The organism is Pseudomonas sp. R2-37-08W, assembly GCF_003851705.1.
Taxonomy (GTDB): Bacteria; Pseudomonadota; Gammaproteobacteria; order Pseudomonadales; family Pseudomonadaceae; genus Aquipseudomonas.
On the sequence record NZ_CP027728.1, the window covers coordinates 3,156,712 to 3,178,030 of the forward strand.

Consider the following 21,319-nt stretch of genomic DNA (forward strand, 5'->3'; position numbering starts at 1 on the left):
AAGAGAGGTCTTCATAGATGCCGTTACGGACTCTGGAAACCTGGCCCCACGGCGCACTGATGCTGGACGCGCAACACACGCGTTTTGCCTTGTGGGCGCCAGACGCGTTTTATGTCAGCGTTGAATTGCAGGACGGGAAATCCATCGCCATGCTGCCCCAGGCAGATGGCTGGTTCGAAGTAGAAGTGGCCTGCCCTGCCGGAACGCTTTACCGCTTCAATATCGACGGCGAACGGGATGTTCCCGACCCTGCCTCCAGGGCCCAGGCGCTGGATGTGCACGGTTGGAGCCGCGTCGTCGACCCGCTCGCGTATGAGTGGCGGCACAGCCACTGGCAAGGCCGCCCCTGGCACGAAGCAGTCATCTACGAACTGCACGTCGGCGCAATGGGCGGTTACGCCGAAGTCGAGAAGCAGCTGCCGCGCCTGGCCGAGCTGGGTGTGACCGCCATCGAACTGATGCCCCTGGCGCAATTTCCCGGTGAACGCAACTGGGGCTACGACGGGGTACTGCCTTACGCACCCCACTCTACCTACGGCACACCCGAACAACTCAAGCACTTGATCGACAGTGCCCACGGGCATGGCCTGGCGGTGATCCTCGACGTGGTCTACAACCACTTCGGCCCGGATGGCAATTACCTGGGCCAGTACGCCAAGGGCTTCTTCCAGGAAGACGTGCACACCCCATGGGGCGCGGGGATTGATTTCGAGCGTCGTGAAGTGCGGGATTTCTTCCTCGATAACGCCTTGATGTGGCTGCTTGAATACCGCTTCGATGGCCTGCGCCTGGATGCCGTACACGCCATCGACAACCCCGAGTTCCTGCGGGAGCTGGCGCAACGGGTGCGCCAGCAGGTCGACACCGGCCGCCACGTGTGGCTGATGCTGGAGAACGAGCTGAACCAGGCCAGCCTGCTCGAACAGGATTTCGATGCGCAATGGAACGATGACTTCCATAACGTGCTGCACGTACTGCTCACCGGCGAAACCGATGCCTACTACAGCGATTTCGCCGAGCAGCCTACCGTCAAACTGGCACGCTGCCTGGGTGAAGGCTTTATCTACCAGGGCGAGCCCACCCGCCACGGCCATACACGCGGCGAACCCAGTGCGGAGCTGCCGCCGACCGCTTTCGTGGCGTTCCTGCAGAACCACGACCAGATTGGCAACCGCGCCCTGGGCGAACGCCTGCATCAACTGTGCTCGCCCCAGGCGTTGAAGGCGGCGACCGCGCTGTTGCTGCTGTCGCCGATGATCCCGCTGATGTTCATGGGCGATGAAGTCAATGCCGCGCAGCCGTTCCTGTTTTTCACCGACCATCACGGTGAACTGGCGCAGGCCGTGCGTGAGGGCCGACGTAACGAGTTCGCCGATTTCGCCGCGTTTCATGACCCCGAGCAGCGCGAACGCATCCCCGATCCCAACGCATTGACGACCTTCCTGCAATCGAAGCCGTCCCTGGTCGAAAACGAGCAGGCCCAGCTCTATCGCCACTTGCTGGGCCTGCGCCATCAATATGTGGTGCCCCATCTGCCCGGCAGCGTGGCCTTGGGTGCGCAGGTGCTGGCGGACAGCGCCGTGACTGCGCGCTGGCGCCTTGGCGATGGCAGCGTGTTGCAAATCGACCTGAACCTGAGCGCCGAGCCTATCGACCAGCCCGCCTCGCCACATGTGATCTTTCAAACGCCTGCCGAGCCCGTGGCGCACCTGCCGCCCCTCAGCGCACGCGTGTCCTTATTCCCCGTCGGAGAAGAGTTTTGAGCGAAGCGAACCTGGAACTACTCGCCAGCCGCGCGGGCCTGGCCGTCGATTGGATCGATGCCAACGGTCGCCCGCAACATGTGCAGCCCGACGCCCTGCGCGCCGTGCTCAAAGGGCTGGGGCACCCGGCCGATACCGAGGCCGAGATTGACGCCAGCCTGCGAGAACTGGAGCAGGCCCAGCAGGACAAGCATCTGCCGCCGCTGCTGACCGTCGACAGCGGTGAAGGCCTGGACCTGGCGCGTTTCTTTGCACCCGACACGCCGTGCCGCGTCCATCTGGAAAACGGTGAAACCCTGGAGCTGCGTCTGGACGGGGATGCCGTGCTGCCTGGCGTCATCGCAGTGGGCTACCATCAAGCGCATATCGACGACCAGACGTTTACCCTCGCGGTTGCACCCGCCCAATGCTATAGCGTGGCCGAAGCGGTCGACACCAACCCCGCCCGCGCCTGGGGCCTGAGCGCGCAGCTCTACTCGTTGCGCCGCCTGGGCGACGGTGGTTTCGGCGACACCCTGGCCCTGGAGCACCTGGTCCGCTCAGCCGCCGAGCGCGGGGCCGACGCCCTGGCGATCAGCCCGATGCATGCCATGTTCAGCGCCGACGCCGAGCGCTACAGCCCCTATTCGCCTTCCAGCCGGCTGTTTCTCAACAGCCTGTATGCCTCGCCGGCCTGCATTTTGGGCGAGCGTGAAGTGCGCAATGCCATCGAAACCGCAGGCCTGGCCGAGGAGCTGCATGAGCTGGAACAGCTCACGCTGATCGACTGGCCCGCCGCCGCCAAGGCCAAGCAACGTCTGCTGCGGGCCCTGTATGAAGATTTCCGCCACGGTCACCATCCGCAACACGCCGATTTCCAGAGCTTTCGCCAGACTGGCGGCGAAGCCCTGGAAAATCACTGCCGCTTCGAAGCCGTGCAAGCGTTGCGCGCCGCCGCCGGCGAAGAACTCGATTGGCGCCACTGGCCGCAAGACTGGCGTACACCGCAGAGCCCGGCGCTGGTGCAGTTCGCCGAGGAGCACCGCGATGAGATTGGCTATTTCGCTTTCACCCAATGGCTGATCGCGCGCAGCCTGCAACGTGCGCAACAGGCAGCGCGTGGCAGCGGCATGGGCATCGGCCTGATCGCCGACCTGGCGGTGGGCGCCGACGGCGCCGGCAGCCAGGCGTGGAGTCGCCAGGATGAATTGCTCGCCGACCTGACCGTCGGCGCGCCACCGGACATTCTCAACCGTGCAGGCCAGGGTTGGGGCATTTCCGCGTTTTCCCCCGAGGGACTTCAACGCAACGGTTTTCGCGCGTTCATTGAAATGCTGCGGGCCAATTTCGCCCATGCAGGCGGCCTGCGCATCGACCATGTGATGGGCCTGCAACGCCTGTGGGTCATCCCGAACGGCGCATCGCCGCGCGAAGGCGCCTACCTGTATTACCCGGTGGACGACATGCTGCGCCTGTTGGCCCTGGAATCCCATCGTCACCAGGCCATTGTGCTCGGTGAAGACTTGGGCACCGTGCCCGACGGCCTGCGCGAAAAACTCAGCAGCCGGGCGATCCTCGGCATGCGCGTGTTGTTGTTCGAGCAAAACCATGAGGGCCAGTTCAGGCCTATCCTCGACTGGCCCGACAACGCCCTGGCCACCACCAGCACCCACGACTTGCCGACCCTCAACGGCTGGTGGCACAGCCGCGACATCGAATGGAATATCCAGCTGGGCCTGATCGACGCGCCAACCGTAGACCAGTGGAGCGAACACCGCCTGCGCGAACGTCAGGCCCTGCGCCAGGCCTTGAGCCAGGACCCGCAGAACTTCGTCGATGAAATCCGCAACGACACCGACCATATGATCGATGCCAGCGTGCGCTACCTCGGCCACACCCGTGCGCCGCTGGTGTTGCTGCCGCTGGAGGATGCGCTGGGCATGGAGGAACAACCCAACCTGCCCGGCACCACCGACACCCACCCCAATTGGCGCCGCCGCCTGCCAGGCGAAGCGTCCAGCCTGCTCGATAATGCCGGCGCCGCGCGCCGCCTCGAGCTGCTGGCCGTAGCGCGCAACCAAGCTTATGAGCGTGACCGATGAAAGCACTGCCCTTGCGCGCTACCCAGCGCCTGCAATTTCATAAAGGCTTCACCCTGGATGACGCGGTGCCATTGGTGCCGTATTTCGCCCGACTGGGCATCAGCCACCTGTATGCCTCGCCCCTGCTCAAAGCACGTGCCGGTTCGATGCACGGCTACGACGTGGTCGACCCCACCCGTGTAAACCCGGAACTGGGCGGCGAGGCGGCGTTGCAGCGGCTGGTGGCCGCGTTGCGCGAACACGATATGGGCCTGATCCTCGACATCGTCTCCAACCATATGGCCGTCGGCGGCGCCGACAACCCCTGGTGGCTGGACCTGCTGGAATGGGGGCGCTTGAGCCCCTACAGCGAATTCTTCGATATTCAATGGCACTCCCCGGACCCGCTGCTCAAGGGCCAGTTGCTGATGCCGTTCCTTGGCAGCGATTATGGCGAAGCGTTGCAGAGCGGCAGCCTGGTGCTGAAGTTTGACGCGGCGCAGGGCGCGTTCTACGTCGAGCACTACGAACACCGTTTCCCGATCTGCCCGCGGGACTACGCCTTGGTGCTTGGCGGCGACGAGGGGCTTAAGCCCTTGGCCGATCGCTTCGCCACCCTGGCTTATCAGGATGACGCCTACGCCGAAGCCGGCCTGCTCAAACAGGCCTTGGCCGAGCGCGCCAGCGAACTGCTGCCCGCCATCGAACAGCGCCTCGCCGCGTTCGACGGGCGTACACCGGAAGGCTTTGCGCGCCTGCATCAACTGCTGGAACAACAAAGCTACCGCCTGGCCAGTTGGCGCACGGCGGCGGACGACATCAACTGGCGCCGTTTCTTCGATGTGAACGAGCTGGGCGGCCTGCGCGTGGAGCGCACGGCGGTGTTCGAGGCCACCCACGGCAAGATTTTCGAGTTGATCAGCGCAGGCTTGATCGATGGCCTGCGCATCGACCACATCGACGGGCTGGCCGACCCGCGCGGTTACTGCCGCAAGCTGCGGCGCCGGGTGGATGCGCTGTCACCGCAGCGGCATTTGCCGATCTTCGTGGAGAAGATCCTCGGTGAAGGCGAGACCCTGCGCGAAGACTGGCAAGTGGACGGCACCACCGGCTACGAATTCATGAACCAACTGTCGTTGCTGCAACACCATCCGGATGGTTTCGCGCCGCTGGCCGAATTGTGGTCACGCCACAGCGAACGGCCTTCGGCATTTATCGAAGAAGCCCGGCTGGCGCGCCAGCAGATTCTCAATGGCTCGTTGGGCGGCGATTTCGAAAGCGTGGCCCAGGCGCTGTTGCAGGTGGCGCGTGACGACGTAATGACCCGCGACCTGACCCTGGGCGCGATCCGTCGCGCCTTGCAGGAACTGATCGTGCACTTCCCGGTGTACCGCACCTATATCAGCGCACGCGGGCGCAGCGCGGCTGACGACAAGGTATTCCAGCAGGCCATGGACGGCGCGCGCAGCACCCTGAGCGAAGGTGACTGGCCGGTGCTCGATCATTTGGAAAAATGGCTGGGTGGGCAACCCTGGCGCAATCGCCCGCTGGGCCGCGAGCGCAAGATGCTCAAGCATGCCTGCGTGCGCTTCCAGCAACTGACCTCGCCCGCCGCCGCCAAGGCTGTGGAAGACACGGCGTTCTACCGTTCGGCGGTGCTGTTGTCGCGTAACGATGTGGGCTTCAGCACCGAGCAGTTCAGCGCGCCGTTGGCCGATTTTCACGCGGTCAACCAGCAGCGGCTGCGGTGCTTCCCGCACAACCTGCTGGCCACCGCCACCCACGACCATAAACGCGGCGAAGATACCCGCGCCCGTCTGGCGGTGCTGAGCGAGTGCGCTTCCTGGTATGCCGAGCAGGTCGAACACTGGCGCAGCCTGGCCGCACCGCTGCGCGACAGCGCCGACAGCCCTTCGGCAGGCGATGAACTGATTCTGTATCAGGTGCTGCTCGGCAGCTGGCCGCTGGAGCCGAACCCCGACCTTGAGGCCTATCAGCAACGCCTGTGGCAATGGCAACAAAAAGCCCTGCGCGAAGCCAAGCTGCAGAGCAGTTGGAGCGCGCCCAACGAGGCCTACGAACAGGGTGTCGAAGCGTTCCTCAAGCGCGTGCTGCTCAGTGAGGCCGGCGCCCCGCTGCGCAGCGCCCTTACTGCTGCAGCCGAGGCGATTGCACCCGCTGGTGCCCTGAACGGGCTGGCGCAGTCTTTGCTTCACCTGAGCGTGCCGGGCGTGCCGGACGTCTATCAAGGCGATGAGTTCTGGGACTTCAGCCTGGTAGACCCGGACAACCGCCGCCCGGTGGACTTCCAGGCGCGGCAACGCGCTTTGGAGGCGCCAGTGGACACCGCTGAACTGTTGGCCAACTGGCGCGACGGGCGTATCAAACAGGCGTTGATCGCGCAGGTACTGACCTTGCGCAAGGCTAACCTCGAGCTGTTCAGCGACGGTGCCTACACTGCCCTGGAGGTGGTTGGGCAACAGGCCGAGCACGTCGTCGCGTTCTGCCGCGAACACCAAGGCAACCATGTGCTGGTGGTGGTGCCACGCTGGTCCCGGCGCTTGCTCGAAAATGCGCTGCAGCCGTTGATTCCTGCGCAGGTTTGGGGCGATACGCGGGTGAAATTACCGTTCGCCGCCGCAACGCAAAACTGGAAGGGACTTTTTCAGACGAGCGTAGTCACACCAGACAAGGAGCTGTTGATCAGCGCTGCCCTGGGGGATTTCCCGGTCAATGTCTTTATCAATTCCGATAGTCAAGAAAGCTGAACATTTTCTCTGAGGAGTGTGTGATGAGTAATGAAGACAAACGCATCCGCGAACTGGCGCATCAGATCTGGGAGTCCGAAGGCAAGCCTCACGGTGAAGATGCCCGTCACTGGGAAATGGCGCGCAAGCTGGCCGAAGCCGAGGCGCTGACGCCAAGCAAGCCCAAGCCGGCCGCCAAGCCGAAGACTGCCCCAAAGGCAGCGGCCAAAGCCAAGCCGGCTGAGCCTGCCGCCGCCAAACCGGCGCCAAAGAAGCCCGCCGCGCCGAAAAAGCCCAAACCTCCCGCTCATTGATCGCCGCGCCCCCTGACTGCCTTGCTGTCGGGGGAGCTTTTATCTCTCTACGTCATACGCTGAATAACTGTCAGTACGGCCGCGTTCGGCCCGAAAAAAAGAACCCCTGCAGGAGCAACACCATGAGCAAGCCCGAAAAAGCCTCAACGACGCCGGACCACGAGCCGTCGCGGATTCGTGAAGGTTTGCCCTTCCCTCTTGGCGCCACCTGGGACGGCCTGGGCGTCAACTTCGCGCTGTTTTCGGCCAACGCCACCAAGGTCGAACTGTGCCTGTTCGATGATGCTGGCGAGGTGGAACTGGAGCGCATCGAACTGCCCGAATACACCGACGAGATCTTCCACGGCTACCTGCCCGACGCCCACCCCGGGCTGATCTACGGCTACCGTGTGTATGGTCCCTACGACCCGGCCAACGGCCATCGTTTCAACCACAACAAATTGCTGATCGACCCCTACGCCAAGCAACTGGTGGGCGAACTCAAATGGTCCGAAGCCCTGTTCGGCTACACCATCGGCCACCCCGACGACGACCTCAGCTTCGACGAGCGCGACAGTGCGCCCTTCGTACCTAAATGCAAAGTCATCGACCCGGCGCACACCTGGGGCAATGACCAGCCGGTGCGCGTGCCGTGGGACCGCACCATTATTTACGAGACCCACCTGCGCGGCATCAGCATGCGCCACCCTTCGGTCGGCGAATCCGTGCGCGGTACCTGCGCCGGGCTGATGGAAGATGACGTGCTCAAGCACATCCGCCAGTTGGGGGTTTCTTCGGTCGAACTGTTGCCGGTACACGCCTTCGTCAACGACCAGCATTTGCTGGAAAAAGGCATGACCAACTACTGGGGCTACAACAGCATCGCGTTTTTTGCGCCCGACCCGCGCTACCTGGCCAGCGGCAAGATCGCCGAGTTCAAGGAGATGGTCGCGCACCTGCATGAGCAGAAGCTCGAAGTGATCCTCGATGTGGTTTACAACCACACTGCCGAAGGCAACGAGCGCGGCCCTACCCTGTCGATGCGCGGCATCGACAATGCCTCGTACTACCGGTTGATGCCCGATGACAAGCGCTTCTACATCAATGATTCCGGCACCGGCAACACCCTGGACCTGAGTCACCCCTGCGTTCTGCAGATGGTCACCGACTCCTTGCGTTACTGGGCCACCGAGATGCACGTCGACGGCTTCCGCTTCGACCTTGCGACGATTCTGGGTCGCTACCGCGACGGCTTTGACGAACGTCACAGCTTCCTCGTGGCGTGCCGCCAGGACCCGATTCTGCGCCAGCTCAAATTGATCGCCGAACCCTGGGACTGCGGGCCCGGCGGCTATCAGGTGGGCAATTTCCCACCTGGCTGGGCAGAGTGGAACGACCGTTTCCGCGATACCGTGCGTGCATTCTGGAAAGGCGACGACGGCCAGCTGGCGGACTTCGCCGGGCGCATGACGGCCTCGGGCGAGATGTTCAACCACCGTGGGCGCCGGCCTTACAGCTCGGTGAATTTCATCACCGCCCACGACGGTTTTACCCTGCACGACCTGGTGTCGTACAACGACAAGCACAACGAAGCCAACGACGAAAACAACCAGGACGGCAGCAACAACAACCTGTCGTGGAACCATGGCGTCGAAGGCCCTACCGACGATCCGGAAATCAACGAACTGCGCCTGCGCCAGATGCGCAACTTCTTCGCCACCCTGCTGCTGGCCCAAGGCACGCCGATGATCGTGGCCGGTGATGAATTCGCCCGCACCCAGCACGGCAACAACAATGCCTACTGCCAGGACAGCGAAATCGGTTGGGTCAACTGGGACCTGGACGACGACGGCAAGGCGCTGCTCAAGTTCGTCAAACGCCTGATCAAGTTGCGCCTGGCGTACCCGATCCTGCGTCGCGGGCGCTTCCTGGTCGGCGACTACAACGAAGACATCGGCGTGAAAGACGTCACCTGGCTGGCGCCGGATGGCAATGAAATGACCACTGAGCAGTGGGAAGACAGCAACGGTCGTTGCCTGGGCATGCTGATGGATGGCCGCGCCCAGGAGACCGGGATTCGGCGTGCCGGGGCCGATGCGACCCTGTTGCTGGTGGTGAATGCCCATCACGATATGGTCAATTTCCGCCTGCCACCGGTACCCCAGGGCGAGTTCTGGAATTGCCTGCTCGATACCAACGACCCTGCGGTGCGTGGCCAGGAGCGCTTTGACTTTGAACACGAGTACGCCGCGACCGGCCGCTCGCTGCTACTGTTTGAGCTGCAACACGACGACGAGGTGTGAGATGGCGTTGCACGGATTCCTTTCCGGCTACCGGGGCTATGCGGACACGCAAGCCCTGGGTAAGGCCTTGAAGGACCTTCAGGAAGAAGGCCTGGACCAACTGCCGTTGCCCGGCAGCGGCCAGACGCTTTCACGCTATAGCGGGCTGGCGCAAGTCGCCGGCCATGACCTGCGCCTGTGCAAGCTGTTCGAAGGCCACACCGATGCGCTGGCGATCATTGCTGAACTCGACAGCCCGCTGCCGCCCTTGGGCAGCACCTGGGGGATGTGGGCCGCCGAGCCGCCGAGCGCCAAGGTGCGCGTGCGGCGCGACGGCCAGCGCTTGATCGTCGACGGGCGTAAAGCCTGGTGTTCCGGTGCGTCCGTGGTCTCCCACGGGTTGTTGACCGCGTGGGACGAGGAGCACCGTCAGCAACTGGTGGCCGTAGAAATGGATCAGCCGGGCGTTACGGTAACGGATGAAGGTTGGGATGCGGTGGGCATGGCCGCCACCGGCAGCGTCGAGATCGTCTTCAGCGAGGCCAGGGGCCTCGCAGTCGGCGGGCCGGGCGACTATCTGGCACGCCCGGGCTTCTGGCATGGCGGCATTGGCATTGCGGCGTGCTGGTATGGCGCGGCGCAGCGCCTGGCCGAAGTGCTGCGCGAGCAGTGCAGCAAGCACCCTGAGCCGCATGCCCTGGCCCACCTCGGCGCGGTGGACAGTGCATTGAACAGCGCAGCCTGCGTGCTGCGCGCCAGTGCCGAGCAGATTGACCGGGCACCGACCGCCGATGCCCGATTGCTGGCCCAGCAAGTGCGTGCGTGCGTCGAGGAAACCGTCGAGCAGGTGATCCAGCATGTCGGCCGTGGCGTAGGCGCGGGGCCTTACTGCAAGGACCCGCACTTCGCCCAATTGATGGCGGACTTGCCGGTGTACGTGCGCCAAAGCCACGCCGAACGCGACTTGGCCGCCCTGGGCATTCAGGTCGCCGGCGAACCTTCAGGGAGGTGGCAGTTATGAAACCCAACCCGATTGTCGGCCAAGGCACCTCCCTACATTACTGGCAAACCTCGTCGCGCCTGGCTGAACTGCCGCACATCAGCGTTGAGCAACTGGTACCCGAGGGGCATCGTGCGGTCATCATCGCCCCGCACCCGGACGATGAAGTGCTTGGCTGCGGCGGTTTGCTGCAAGGCCTGGCCGACCTGGGCCGGCCCATTCAGTTGATCTCGGTCACCGACGGCAGCGCCAGCCATCCAGGCTCGCAACGCTGGCCGGTGCGACGCCTGAGCGTGGTGCGCCCCCAGGAGTCGGCCCAGGCCCTGCATCGCCTGGGCTTGCCGATGCACAGTCTGAAGTGGCTGCGCGCCGGGTTCACCGACAGCAAAGTTGCCGAGCGCGAGGAAGAACTGGCCGTGTTTATCCAGCGCTACCTCAAACCCGGCGACGTGGTGTTCGCCACCTGGCGCGAAGACGGCCATTGCGACCATGAGGCTGTCGGCCGCGCCAGTGCGAAAGCCGCCCAGGCCGTGGGCGCCACCTTGTACGAACTGCCCGTGTGGACATGGCACTGGGCGACCGCCGAAGACGGCATGGTGCCGTGGGACCGTGCGCGCAAGATCCCTTTGACGCCCGAGCGGGTGGCGCGCAAACGCCATGCCATCCACGCCTTCGCCAGTCAGCTGGAGGGCGACCCCCAGATCGGCCTGCCCCCCGTGCTGGCGCCCTATGTGGTGGAGCGCTTGCTGCAACCTTTTGAAGTGGTGTTCGTTTGAGTGTGACAACCCCTTATTTCGACCAGATGTTCGCCGGTAACGACGACCCCTGGGCATTTCGCCAACGTTGGTACGAACGGCGCAAGCGCGCCATGACCCTGGCCATACTGACCCGAGCACGCTACACCTCAATATTCGAACCCGGCTGTGCGAACGGCGAGTTGAGCGCCGAGCTGGCGGCGCGCTGTGATCGCTTGCTGTGCTGTGACACGGCGAGCGCTGCGGTGACGCTGGCCAAGACGCGGCTCGCAGGGTTTTCCAACGTACAGGTGGAGCAATGCCGGTTGCCCGAACAGTGGCCATCGGGGCAATTCGAGCTGATCGTGTTAAGTGAGCTGTGTTACTACCTTGACGCCGCTGATCTTGAGCGCCTGATTGACCGCTGCCTCGACACCTTGACGGATGACGGCCAACTGCTGGCGTGCCATTGGCGTCCGCCCATTGAAGGCTGCCCGCAAACTGCTGAACAGGTCCACGCCTTGCTCCAGCAGCGGCTGGGCCTGCATTCGGTAGTGCGCCACCATGAAGAAGATTTCCTGCTCGACCTGTGGGGCCGCGACGGCGCCTCGGTCGCCAGCCTTGAAGGCCTGGGATGATCGGCATTCTGATTCCAGTGCACAACGAAGAAGCGTTGCTGGGCGAGTGCCTGAGGACTGCACAAGTAGCCGCCCGTCATTCGGATCTGCACGGCGAAGCGGTACAGATCCTGGTGGTGCTCGATAGCTGCAGCGACGGCAGTGAAGCCATTGCCCGCGCGCACGGGGTGCACAGCCTGGCGGTGCAGGCGCGTAATGTCGGGCATGCCCGTGGGGTTGGCGCGCAACACCTGCTGAGCCTGGGCGCGCGCTGGATCGCCTGCACCGACGCCGACAGCCTCGTTGCTCCGGACTGGCTGGTGGCGCAACTGGCCCTGGGCTGCGACGCCGTGTGCGGCACCGTGACCGTGGACGCCTGGAGTGCAGACTTCGACGCAGCGGCGCAGATTCGCTACCACCAGGCTTACCAGGCCCGCGACGGGCATCGGCATATCCACGGCGCCAACCTGGGGGTAAGCGCCAGCGCCTATCTGCAGGCAGGTGGTTTTGAACCCCTGGCGTGCCATGAAGATGTGCAGTTGGTGCGCAACCTGGAACGTTGCGGTGCGTCCATCGCCTGGAGCCACAGCCCGCAGGTGATCACCAGCGCACGCCTGGAGTGTCGCGCCCAAGGTGGTTTCGGTGACTATTTGAAGAGCCTGATGCAGGTTTCGTAAAAAGAACCACATTTCTTGTCTATGCTTATAACCCATCGCACAGCGCTCCAGGATCGGAGCGCCGCGAACTCACCGCAGCGGAGCCTGGGGTGAACACACACGTTTGAACCGACAAGGATGTGACACCCCATGAAAACCGCCTCGTTAAGCGAGGGCCGTCGCGGCCCCGCGCAAATCTGAAACAGCGCGCCGCAGTTGGCGCATATTCCCGCTATCTCGCTGACCAGCCTGGTACCGCCCGGCGCCCGGGTGGTGGTGATTGCCCCCCACCCCGGCGATGAAGTGCTCGCCTGCGGGGGCCTGCTGCAGCTGCTCAGTACCCGCGCGCACCCGTTGAAATTAATTTCCATCACCGATGGCAGCGCCAGCCACCCTGGCTCCCAGGTCTGGTCGGCCAACCGCCTGAGCGCGGTGCGCCCCCAGGAAAGCGCCGAGGCCCTGCGCCGCTTGGGCGTGCCACTGCACAGCCTGAAATGGATTCGTGGCGGCTTTCGCGATAACGCCCTGGCCAGCCATGAACAGCCGATCAGCCAGTTCATCGCCCGCTACCTGCAGCCAGGTGATGTGGTGTTCACCACCTGGCGCCATGATGGCAACGATGACCACGAAGCCGTCGGCCGTGCCAGCGCCAACGCGTGCACGCTGGTGGGCGCGCAACTCTATGAATTGCCGATGTGGGCCTGGCACTGGCCGGCACGCGAAGGCTCGGTGATCCCTTGGCAACGCGCGCGCAAGTTGTGCCTCGACACTTGGAGCGTGGCGCACAAGCTGCACGCCGTGCACGCCTACGCCAGCCAGCTGATGGGCGACCCCGCCATCGGCCTGGCGCCGATGCTTGCCCAGGTGTTGCTGGAGCGCATGCGCGAGCCCTACGAAATAGTGCTCACCTAGGCAAAGGTGGCAAACCGCCGGTGCCCGGCGTATGAAAATTTCGTTAACTGATTCATCTCGTAGGCTTTTTCCCACAAGCTCAATCTGCCACACTGATGCGAATAATTATCAACAGATTTATTATTCGCTAAGGATGGCGTTCCGGGAGAGCTACATTCATGTCTGTGCGACACCATGGCGGCAAAGGGTTTTCACCGAGTTCGATAGCAATGGCTATCTGCCTGACCACCACCCAGGCGACCTTCGCGGCCGAAGCTGACGCCCCGCCCACTACCATTGAGCTCGGCGCTACCGAGGTTTCGGGGCACCAGCTTGGCGAAACCACTGAAGGCAGTGAGTCGTACACCACCGGTTCGATGAAAACCGCAACCAAACTGCCCCTGACCCTGCGTGAAACCCCACAGGCCGTCACCGTGATTACCCGTCAACGCATGGATGACCAGGCGATGACCAGCATCAATGATGTGGTCAACGCCACGCCAGGACTGTTCCTCAACTACTCCAGCGGCCCCGGCCGGCAGGGCTACACCGCGCGTGGTTTCAACGTCGACAACCTCATGTACGACGGCATTCCCAGTGGTTATGACGGCGTTAACGTCGGTGCCCAGCCGAACCTGGCGATGTTCGATCGCGTCGAGGTGGTACGCGGTGCCACCGGCCTGGTGACCGGCGCCGGTAACCCCTCGGCGGCGATCAACCTGATTCGCAAGCGGCCCCTGGCCGAACAGAAAGTCACCTTGACCGGCGCCGCCGGCAGTTGGGACGACTACCGTGGCGAACTCGACGCTTCCAGCCCGCTCAATGACAGCGGCACCTGGCGTGGCCGGGTGGTCACCTCTTACCGCGACGCCAACAGTTTCATCGACAAGGCCGAGCAGGATCACGGTTTGTTCTACGCCGTGACCGAAGCCGACCTGAGCGAAGACACCCGCCTGACCCTTGGCTACTCCAACCAGAAAGACAAGACCAACTACTTCTGGGGCTCGTCGATGATCGGCCTGGATGGCCATCACCTCGACCTGTCGCGTTCGTACAATCCCGGCACCGACTGGGAGAATAAAGACCAGGAAATCGACACCGTCTTCGTCGAACTGCGCCAGCAGTTGGCCAATGATTGGGCACTGCAGGTCAACGCCAACTACGCCGTACAAGACGCATTGTTCTCCGGCTCCTACCAGTCGCGCTGGACCGACAATACCCTGGCCCGCACCGTGTACCAGTCCGCCGCCGATGAAAAGCAGGCCGGGTTCGACGCCTTTGCCAGCGGCCCGTTCCAGGCGTTCGGGCGCACCCATGAGCTGGTCGTGGGCGCCAGCAAGCGCATCTACGACCTGACCACCCGCAACTACAGCCCGTACGATCTGAATTGGCCGATCAACGCCGGCAAACCGAACTTTACCCACACCAACAACCAGCGCGATGTCACCACTCAGGACGGTGTGTACGTCACCACCCGCCTGAGCCTGGCCGACCCGCTCAAGCTGATCCTCGGCGGGCGCCTGGACTGGTACGACTACGACAACCGCGATGGCGACGGCGACTATAAAGTCACCCGTAACCTCACCCGCTACGCGGGCCTGATCTACGACCTGGACGACCAGCACTCGGTGTATGCCAGCTACAGCGACATCTTCACGCCGCAACGTGAAAAAAGCACCGGCGCCACCCCGCTCAAGCCCATCGTCGGCAAAAACTATGAAGTCGGCATCAAGGGCGAATACCTGGGCGGCGCGCTGAATGCCAGCGTGGCGCTGTTCCGGGTCGACCAGGAAAACCGCGCCGTGCAGATCGTCGTGCCGGACTGCCCACAGGCCTCCTGCTACCAGGCCTCGGGCGAGATTCGCAGCCAGGGTATCGACTTCGAACTGCAGGGCGCCTTGACCGAGAACTGGCAGGTCGGCGGTGGCTACACCTATGCGCGCACCCACACCCTCAAGGACGCCGCCAACCCGCAGAAGGTCAACAAGCAGTTCGACACCGATACCCCGGAGCACCTGTTCAAGGTCACCACCCGCTACAACTTCCAGGGCCCGCTGGAAAAACTCCGCGTGGGCGGTAACGTCTCCTGGCAGAGCCGCATGTACAACGACATCCAGCTGGCGGACGGCAGCACCTATCGGCTCAAACAAGGCGGCTACGCTGTCACCGACCTGATGGCCGGCTACCGGGTCAACCAGAATCTGGACCTGCAGCTCAACGCCAACAATATCTTTGATCGGCACTACTACCAGTCCATTTCCGAAGCCGTTACCTACGGCGGTGATTCCTACGGCAGCCCCCGCAACATGATGCTGACGGCCAAGTACAGCTTCTGATCGTCATCCGCGGCTGGCCGCTCGGGCGGCCGTGCTTAAAGTCCCCTCTCGACTGGCCGATAACCGTCTGTCGGATCTTGTCCGGCCCCCATCGCCACACCTGCTTTTCCTGCGGCCAGCGTGGCACGCCGCATGCTTGGTTCCTGGCCAAACCACATGGAGTACTCGTGAATGCTCAACCGCACACGCTTTATGGAGCACTACCGCAAGGCCGACCGCATCATGCTGGCGTTGATCTGGCTGATGTTCCTGTTCTCCTTGGGCCTGGCGTTCTGGCATGACACCTTCACCCAGGCGCTGATCGTCGGGGGCGGCACCGGCGTGGTGCTGACCGCGCTCTACCGCGCCATCGGCGGCACCCGCGTGATGCGGTGTGTGCTGGGTGCCGGCCTGATGGTGATGGCGGCCTTGCACATCAATCAGGCGCAGGGGGTGATCGAGGCGCACTTCGGTATTTTCGCGCTGCTGGCGGTGCTGACGTTCTACCGTGACTGGCTGCCGATCCTGGTGGCGGCGCTGACCATCGCCGTGCATCACCTGGTATTCCATGCCCTGCAACATCAGGGCCTGCCCGTGTTTGTGATGGCGCATCACGGCGGCTGGACGATGATTTTCGTGCACGCGTTCTACGTGGTGATGGAAACGGTCGCCCTGCTCTACCTCGCCGTGCACAGCCACGCCGAGGCGGTCGAAAGCCAGGAAATGCTCGAAAAAATGCTCGCTGTCACCTCGCAATTCGAAGCCGAAACCGCCAAGGGTGAAGACAAGGTGCGTGTGTCCCTCGCCAAGCGCTTCGACCACTTCCTGCAGCAACTCACCCACCTGATCGACGGCGTCGCACGCGACTCCCATGGCCTCGGCCAACTCGGCCAGGAACTGGCCACGGCCAGCGGCACCCTGGAAACGGGCGCGCGGCATCAACTGGCACAGATCAATGAGATGACCGGCTCGATGCAGCGCATGGAAGACTCCATGGGCCACATCACCCTGCACGTCGAACAAGCCGTGGAACACGCCGGCCAAGCCAGCCGGCAGATCGTGCGCGGCCAGGAAAGCGTTGGCCGCGCCCAGCATGAAATCACCCAACTGGCCTCGCGCATCAATGGCACGCAATCCACCGTACAGTCGTTGGCGGTGCAGGCCGAGCAAATCGGTTCGGTGCTGGAGGTGATCAGCAGCATCGCCAACCAGACCAACCTGCTCGCCCTCAATGCCGCCATCGAAGCCGCCCGCGCCGGCGAGCAAGGCCGTGGCTTTGCAGTGGTCGCCGACGAGGTGCGCAGTTTGGCCCAACGCACCGCCCTCTCCACCCAGGAAATCAAGACCATCATCGAAGGCCTGCAGCAAGGCAGCCGCCAGGCCGTCGAGGCCATGCACGACAGTCGCCAGGGTGTGGAGCGGTGCGTGGAAGACAGCCAGGTGGCAGTCGACATGCTGCGCGCCGTGGGCGAAGACATCGCGCATATCGACCAACTCAACGGCCGCATCGTCACCACCACCCGCGAGCAGACCTCGGCGAACCTGGAAATTGTCGAGCGCCTCCAGTCGGTGCAGCACATCGCGCAAAACACCGCCGACGACGTGGAAACCCTGGCCCGCAGCAGCGAACGCCTGCCACCAATTGCCGTGCGCCTGGATGCGCTGGGGCGCAGGTTTCACCCCTGATTCACGCCATCGGCTCAGCAGCCGAAGCTTCTCTAACTGCAGCCCCGCGCTCCAAATGTGGGAGGGGGCTTGCTCTAATGCCCGCCAGTTAAGGCGACACCGAACCTGTGGCGAGGGAGCTTGCTCCCGCTGGACTGCGCAGCAGTCCCATTGTTTGGGGCCGCTTCGCGCCCCAGCGGGAGCAAGCTCCCTCGCCACAAGTTAGTTCTCGCTCCTGCTACTTCTTAACTGACCGGCATTAGGGCAAGCCCCCGATGGCGGCCTGAAACTAGCGAACAACTGTACCTGCGCAACTGCAAGTCATCGCCTCCCGCTCGCGCACTACGAAACTCCTGAACCTTCCGCCGGTCGATGCTTTCAAGAGGCCGACAGTGCCTCGGGTGCTTTGTGTGTGTAGTGAATGCCTGCGGAGACGGCCATGAAAGAAGCCATTAGCGATTTGCCCGGCCCTATAAAACGACAGGCTGACCGAATTTTGCGTGAGATCGAACTGGCAGGGTCGATGATCCTGGCCGTCAAAAGCGGTGCCAAAGCCCAGGGGTTCGTGCTGGGCATTACCTGCTGTGAAGGGCTGACTTCGGAGCGCTGCGAGCAGTTGGCAAGCCATTTCGACAGCGTGGTGGAACAGAGGCTGAGGGCCCTGACATTGGGCCTGTAAGGTCAGGCGCATGACCGCTGTGCGCGCGTAGATTGGATCCACGGCAGCCCCGGCACCGGCCGCCCTTTAAAAGCGGCGAACAACCTCCTACACTGCCGGGAATTTCCCTTCATCTGCGCAGCCTCGCTCTTCTGCCCGACTCGCATCAGGATTTACAGACATGCGCCTGCCCGATTTCATCCTGGAAAACCTCGAGCCGATCCTGCAGGCCTGGGAAGATTTCGCCAGAACCATCGAGACACCGGGCGAGGAGCTCGACAGTGTCGGGCTGCGCGACCATGCCGAGCAGATGTTGCGGGCCATCGTCAGCGACCTGCGAACCAAGCAGACCCGCCAGGAACAAATAGCCAAGGCTCAGGGCCAGGCGCCGACGGACGATCAGGAAACCGCGGCGGAAACCCATGCCATGACGCGGCTGATGGCGGGTTTCACCATCGACCAGATGGTCTCGGAATACCGCGCCTTGCGCACCAGCGTGGTCAGCCAGTGGATGCGCCAGATCAAGGACGGCACCCCGATCAATGTCGACGACATGACCCGCTTCCACGAAGCCATTGATCAGGCCCTGGCCGAGTCCGTCGCCAGCTACTCCCGCGCGGTCGAGGCGTCACGCAATATGTTCCTGGGCATCCTTGGCCACGACTTGCGCACCCCACTCGGCGCGATCCTGCTGGGGTCCGACGTGCTACGCCGTTCACAGGACGCCGGCGCCCGCGCGACCAAAATCGCCAACCAGATCTACACCAGCGTACGCCGCGCGAGCCAGATCGTCGGCGACCTGCTCGACCTGACCCGCTGCCAGATGGGGCCGGGCATCCCGGTCAAAACCGCCGATATCGACCTTTCACCGCTGTGCCAACGCGTCATAGAAGAAATCCGCACCTTTCATCCTGAAGCTATCGTGATGTTCGACGCCAAAACCTCGGTTGCCGGGCAATTCGACGGCCCGCGCATGGAGCAGGTCTTCTCGAACATCGTCAGCAACGCGGTGCAGCATGGGGACACCACCCGGCCGATCCAAGTCGAGCTGGGCATACGCGAGGGCTTCGCGGTCTTCACCGTGCACAACAGCGGTGAAGCGATCCCCGAGGACGTGCTTCCGTTCATCTTCAACCCCATGGGCCGCTTCTCCCAGCGTACCGCGATCAATCACGGCCCCACGGAGGGGTTGGGTTTGGGCCTGTTCATTGCCTCGGAAATCGTGGCGTCTCATGGGGGGCGATTGAGGTGAGTTCTGATACGGAACAGGGAACGGTGTTTAGTGTGCGAGTGCCGATCGATAAACCAGAGAACAGCGTTGCCTGAGAAACGAGCCGATTCACGAGGGGTGTAACCACTATGGAATACGACGAAAAGCTGATAGAGGAAGCCGTGCTGGCCCTGCTGACAGTCTTCAGCACCGATGACGGAAACTCCTGGAAGGGGCACGATTTCCAGATAATGAACCGATTACATGAACAGGGTTTTATCGATAACCCGGTAAACAAGAACAAATCGGTCTGGTTAACGACACAAGGGCTGGAGCGCGGTCGGGAGCTGGCTGATCGGCTGTTTGGGACGAGGGCTTAGGTCAAGGACAACCTGTACCTGAGTCGACATAACGCGGCCGCGATTGCCGCACCGCCCCCACTCCCCTTATCCTCGACGCTCCCGTCCGACCCACTCCGGAGCCGCCATGGACCTCGCCACCCTCGCCCTCTTCCTGCCCGCCTGCTTCGCCCTGAACATGGCGCCCGGCCCCAACAACCTGCTGTCGGTGAGCAACGCCACCCGCTACGGCTACCGCATCTCCTGCCTCGCCGGTCTCGGCCGTTTGCTGGCCTTCGCCGGCATGATCGCCCTCGCCTCCGCCGGGTTGGCGGTGGTGCTGCAAACTTCTGAGTTGTTGTTTTACGGGATCAAGGTGCTTGGTGCGGCGTATCTGTTTTACTTGGCCTATCAGCTGTGGCGCGCAGACCCGCGGGCAGAAGCGGAAATAGTCGCCGGCAAGGTGGGCTTATGGGCCCTGGCACGGCAAGAGTTTCTGGTGGCGGCAGGCAACCCGAAAGCCATCCTGATCTTTACCGCCTTCCTGCCGCAGTTCGTGGTGCCCGGCCAACCTATTACCGCGCAATTCGCTTTGCTGGGCGCAATGTTCCTGGCCCTGGAATGGATAGCCATCAGCGCTTACGCCTATATGGGCCTGCATATGCGCCGCTGGTTTGCCGAGCCTAGGGGTAAGCGGATCTTCAATCGGTGCTGCGCGGGGTTGTTGTCGGCGGCCGCAACAGTGTTGTTGACGGCGCGCCGGGCGTAACTCCCGCGCCGGCCTGTGGAAGCAGCGCAGGCGCCCTTACTCCTTGGTCAAATCAACCAACGGCGTCTGCCGCACCTCAGTCTCGCGCCCGGCCTGAATCTCGCTGACCTGCTGCAAGGCCTTGTCTACAGCCGCCTTATCCGCCAACAAGCTGTAGCTGATGCGGAACTGCTTGTGCTCCTTGGGCCCAATGGTGGGTACCAGGTTCAGTGGCCGCTGATAACGGCGGTTGTAGGAAAAACTTGTCCCCGGCTCCAGCCCCGTGACATAGCCCTGCCCTTGAGTATCGGTGTTCTTCCACAGGGAAAACACCGGCAGCGTCTGCGTATTGAAACCGACCGACACGCCTAGGCTGCCAGCTTTGTTATGCAGCACGGTCAAGGTATCGCCCTTGGCATCGGCATAGGGCACCACGTTGTAGACCGTTTCATCGTAGTCCTTGGTGGGCGCGCGGTAGGTTTGCCAGTCGGCCAATTCGCCCTTGGCCTTGTCGTTGAACGGCGACACCTGCTTCACCGGTGCGGCGAAACGCGCGCCCTGCTCCAGGAACGGGGTGCTGAAGTTACTGTGATACAGCGCCTGGTATTCCTTCGGATAGTCGCCGTTGTTGGTCAGGGTGTCGTTGAGCGCAAACACGACACTGCCAGGCTCGGTGACCAGTTCGGTCGCCACGGAAAAATCGACCTTCTTGAACGCCTGCTCTTTCAGTTCGCCGCGCAGGGTGATGGCGTACGGCGGCTTTTCATCAATGTGCAGGGTGACTGTGTTCGCAGGGATATTCGCGGCCCTGCCATGCAGCGTCAGCAATTCACCGTTGTCGATGCCAGGGTGACCGACCCATTCATAGCCGCAACGGGTGACCAGCTCATTGAAACCTTCCAACCAGCCCAGCCCGCCGCGACCATTGAGCTCAATGAAGGCAGGATTGACCACTTCCTTGACCGGCGAATCCCACCCCATGCGCACATCGCCGACCGAAGCCTGCAACACGTTCATACCGCGAGTCGGCACCACCGAGAGCTTCATCGTGCCGTTATCGATGTCGACAATGCTCACCCCCTCCTGCCGACCGCCGTGCAAAGTGCGCAGGGTAACGCTGAAGGGTTTGTCGGTTTGCACACCGAGTTGCTGGCTGGTGACCTGCCAATTCTGCGCGGCTTTGTCGGTGTCGAGGAGCACATAGTCCCAGGCCATGGCGTGGGAGGCGGCAGAGAGTGCGGTGAGGGCGACAGCGAATTTAAGTGGGGTCATGGCGGTAGCCTTTTTTGGAGTTGTGGACGTTTTATAGACTCGATGAAACGTTTCAGCAAGTAAAAGGCGG

15 protein-coding genes and 2 pseudogenes are annotated in these 21,319 nt (G+C 62.9%); 16 read left to right on the forward strand and 1 reads right to left on the reverse strand.

What is annotated here, in order from left to right; genetic code table 11:
* Window positions 1–17: 17 nt before the first annotated feature.
* From treZ to C4J93_RS14605, 16 genes and pseudogenes are all read left to right on the forward strand, one after another.
* Window positions 18–1,763: a malto-oligosyltrehalose trehalohydrolase gene (gene treZ, locus C4J93_RS14530; RefSeq protein ID WP_124429716.1), complete on the forward strand. Its 1,746-nt coding sequence runs from the start codon at window positions 18–20 to the stop codon at window positions 1,761–1,763.
* A complete protein-coding gene (malQ, locus tag C4J93_RS14535) occupies window positions 1,760–3,844 on the forward strand; it encodes a 4-alpha-glucanotransferase (protein ID WP_124429717.1) in 2,085 nt (694 codons plus the stop codon). The genes treZ and malQ overlap by 4 nt, the downstream gene beginning before the upstream one ends.
* On the forward strand, window positions 3,841–6,591 hold the full coding sequence (locus tag C4J93_RS14540; RefSeq protein WP_124429718.1) for a malto-oligosyltrehalose synthase: 2,751 nt from the start codon (window positions 3,841–3,843) through the stop codon (window positions 6,589–6,591). Before malQ ends, C4J93_RS14540 begins: the two co-directional genes overlap by 4 nt.
* A 23-nt stretch (window positions 6,592–6,614) precedes the next feature.
* Window positions 6,615–6,884, forward strand: coding sequence for a DUF2934 domain-containing protein (locus C4J93_RS14545; protein WP_124363040.1), 270 nt, complete (start codon window positions 6,615–6,617; stop codon window positions 6,882–6,884).
* A 122-nt stretch (window positions 6,885–7,006) separates the two neighbouring features.
* Window positions 7,007–9,166 carry a glycogen debranching protein GlgX gene (glgX, locus tag C4J93_RS14550; RefSeq protein WP_124363041.1) on the forward strand — a complete coding sequence of 720 codons (2,160 nt, stop codon included), beginning with the start codon at window positions 7,007–7,009 and terminating at the stop codon, window positions 9,164–9,166.
* Between the two features lies 1 nt (window position 9,167).
* Entirely contained in the window at window positions 9,168–10,166 is a 999-nt protein-coding gene (locus tag C4J93_RS14555; RefSeq protein WP_124429719.1) for an acyl-CoA dehydrogenase family protein, read from the forward strand.
* Window positions 10,163–10,921 (forward strand): PIG-L deacetylase family protein, encoded by a 759-nt coding sequence (locus tag C4J93_RS14560; protein ID WP_124429720.1) that lies wholly within the window; start codon window positions 10,163–10,165, stop codon window positions 10,919–10,921. Before C4J93_RS14555 ends, C4J93_RS14560 begins: the two co-directional genes overlap by 4 nt.
* Entirely contained in the window at window positions 10,918–11,517 is a 600-nt protein-coding gene (locus tag C4J93_RS14565; protein ID WP_124429721.1) for an SAM-dependent methyltransferase, read from the forward strand. The genes C4J93_RS14560 and C4J93_RS14565 overlap by 4 nt, the downstream gene beginning before the upstream one ends.
* Window positions 11,514–12,173, forward strand: a complete 660-nt coding sequence (locus tag C4J93_RS14570) for a glycosyltransferase family 2 protein (RefSeq protein WP_124429722.1) — start codon at window positions 11,514–11,516, stop codon at window positions 12,171–12,173. The genes C4J93_RS14565 and C4J93_RS14570 overlap by 4 nt, the downstream gene beginning before the upstream one ends.
* A gap of 129 nt (window positions 12,174–12,302) precedes the next feature.
* A pseudogene (locus C4J93_RS14575) lies at window positions 12,303–13,064 on the forward strand (PIG-L deacetylase family protein).
* A 158-nt stretch (window positions 13,065–13,222) separates the two neighbouring features.
* Window positions 13,223–15,379, forward strand: a complete 2,157-nt coding sequence (locus C4J93_RS14580) for a TonB-dependent siderophore receptor (protein ID WP_124429723.1) — start codon at window positions 13,223–13,225, stop codon at window positions 15,377–15,379.
* Window positions 15,380–16,351: 972 nt separating this feature from the next.
* A complete protein-coding gene (locus C4J93_RS27745) occupies window positions 16,352–17,044 on the forward strand; it encodes a methyl-accepting chemotaxis protein (RefSeq protein WP_256660191.1) in 693 nt (230 codons plus the stop codon).
* Window positions 17,045–17,462: 418 nt separating this feature from the next.
* A complete protein-coding gene (locus tag C4J93_RS14590) occupies window positions 17,463–17,702 on the forward strand; it encodes a hypothetical protein (RefSeq protein ID WP_124363049.1) in 240 nt (79 codons plus the stop codon).
* Window positions 17,703–17,862: 160 nt separating this feature from the next.
* Window positions 17,863–19,007 (forward strand): annotated as a pseudogene (locus C4J93_RS14595) (ATP-binding protein).
* A gap of 33 nt (window positions 19,008–19,040) precedes the next feature.
* Complete coding sequence (locus C4J93_RS14600) at window positions 19,041–19,271, forward strand: DUF6429 family protein (RefSeq protein ID WP_124429724.1); 231 nt, start codon at window positions 19,041–19,043, stop codon at window positions 19,269–19,271.
* 106 nt (window positions 19,272–19,377) lie between these two features.
* Complete coding sequence (locus tag C4J93_RS14605) at window positions 19,378–19,998, forward strand: LysE family translocator (RefSeq protein ID WP_124429725.1); 621 nt, start codon at window positions 19,378–19,380, stop codon at window positions 19,996–19,998.
* A gap of 36 nt (window positions 19,999–20,034) precedes the next feature.
* Here C4J93_RS14605 and C4J93_RS14610 read toward each other — a convergent pair whose 3' ends face one another.
* The gene (locus C4J93_RS14610; RefSeq protein ID WP_124429726.1) at window positions 20,035–21,249 is read right to left on the reverse strand and encodes an aldose 1-epimerase family protein; all 1,215 of its coding nucleotides are present in this window, start codon (window positions 21,247–21,249) and stop codon (window positions 20,035–20,037) included.
* Between the last annotated feature and the right edge of the window lie 70 nt (window positions 21,250–21,319).

Coding starts and splice junctions, on each gene's coding strand:
- treZ (WP_124429716.1), top strand. CDS start 18: ATGCCGTTACGGACTCTGGAAACCTGGCCCCACGGCGCACTGATGCTG.
- C4J93_RS14540 (WP_124429718.1), top strand. CDS start 3,841: ATGAAAGCACTGCCCTTGCGCGCTACCCAGCGCCTGCAATTTCATAAA.
- C4J93_RS14545 (WP_124363040.1), top strand. CDS start 6,615: ATGAGTAATGAAGACAAACGCATCCGCGAACTGGCGCATCAGATCTGG.
- glgX (WP_124363041.1), top strand. CDS start 7,007: ATGAGCAAGCCCGAAAAAGCCTCAACGACGCCGGACCACGAGCCGTCG.
- C4J93_RS14555 (WP_124429719.1), top strand. CDS start 9,168: ATGGCGTTGCACGGATTCCTTTCCGGCTACCGGGGCTATGCGGACACG.
- C4J93_RS14560 (WP_124429720.1), top strand. CDS start 10,163: ATGAAACCCAACCCGATTGTCGGCCAAGGCACCTCCCTACATTACTGG.
- C4J93_RS14570 (WP_124429722.1), top strand. CDS start 11,514: ATGATCGGCATTCTGATTCCAGTGCACAACGAAGAAGCGTTGCTGGGC.
- C4J93_RS14580 (WP_124429723.1), top strand. CDS start 13,223: ATGTCTGTGCGACACCATGGCGGCAAAGGGTTTTCACCGAGTTCGATA.
- C4J93_RS27745 (WP_256660191.1), top strand. CDS start 16,352: ATGGGCCACATCACCCTGCACGTCGAACAAGCCGTGGAACACGCCGGC.
- C4J93_RS14590 (WP_124363049.1), top strand. CDS start 17,463: ATGAAAGAAGCCATTAGCGATTTGCCCGGCCCTATAAAACGACAGGCT.
- C4J93_RS14600 (WP_124429724.1), top strand. CDS start 19,041: ATGGAATACGACGAAAAGCTGATAGAGGAAGCCGTGCTGGCCCTGCTG.
- C4J93_RS14605 (WP_124429725.1), top strand. CDS start 19,378: ATGGACCTCGCCACCCTCGCCCTCTTCCTGCCCGCCTGCTTCGCCCTG.
- C4J93_RS14610 (WP_124429726.1), bottom strand. CDS start 21,249: ATGACCCCACTTAAATTCGCTGTCGCCCTCACCGCACTCTCTGCCGCC.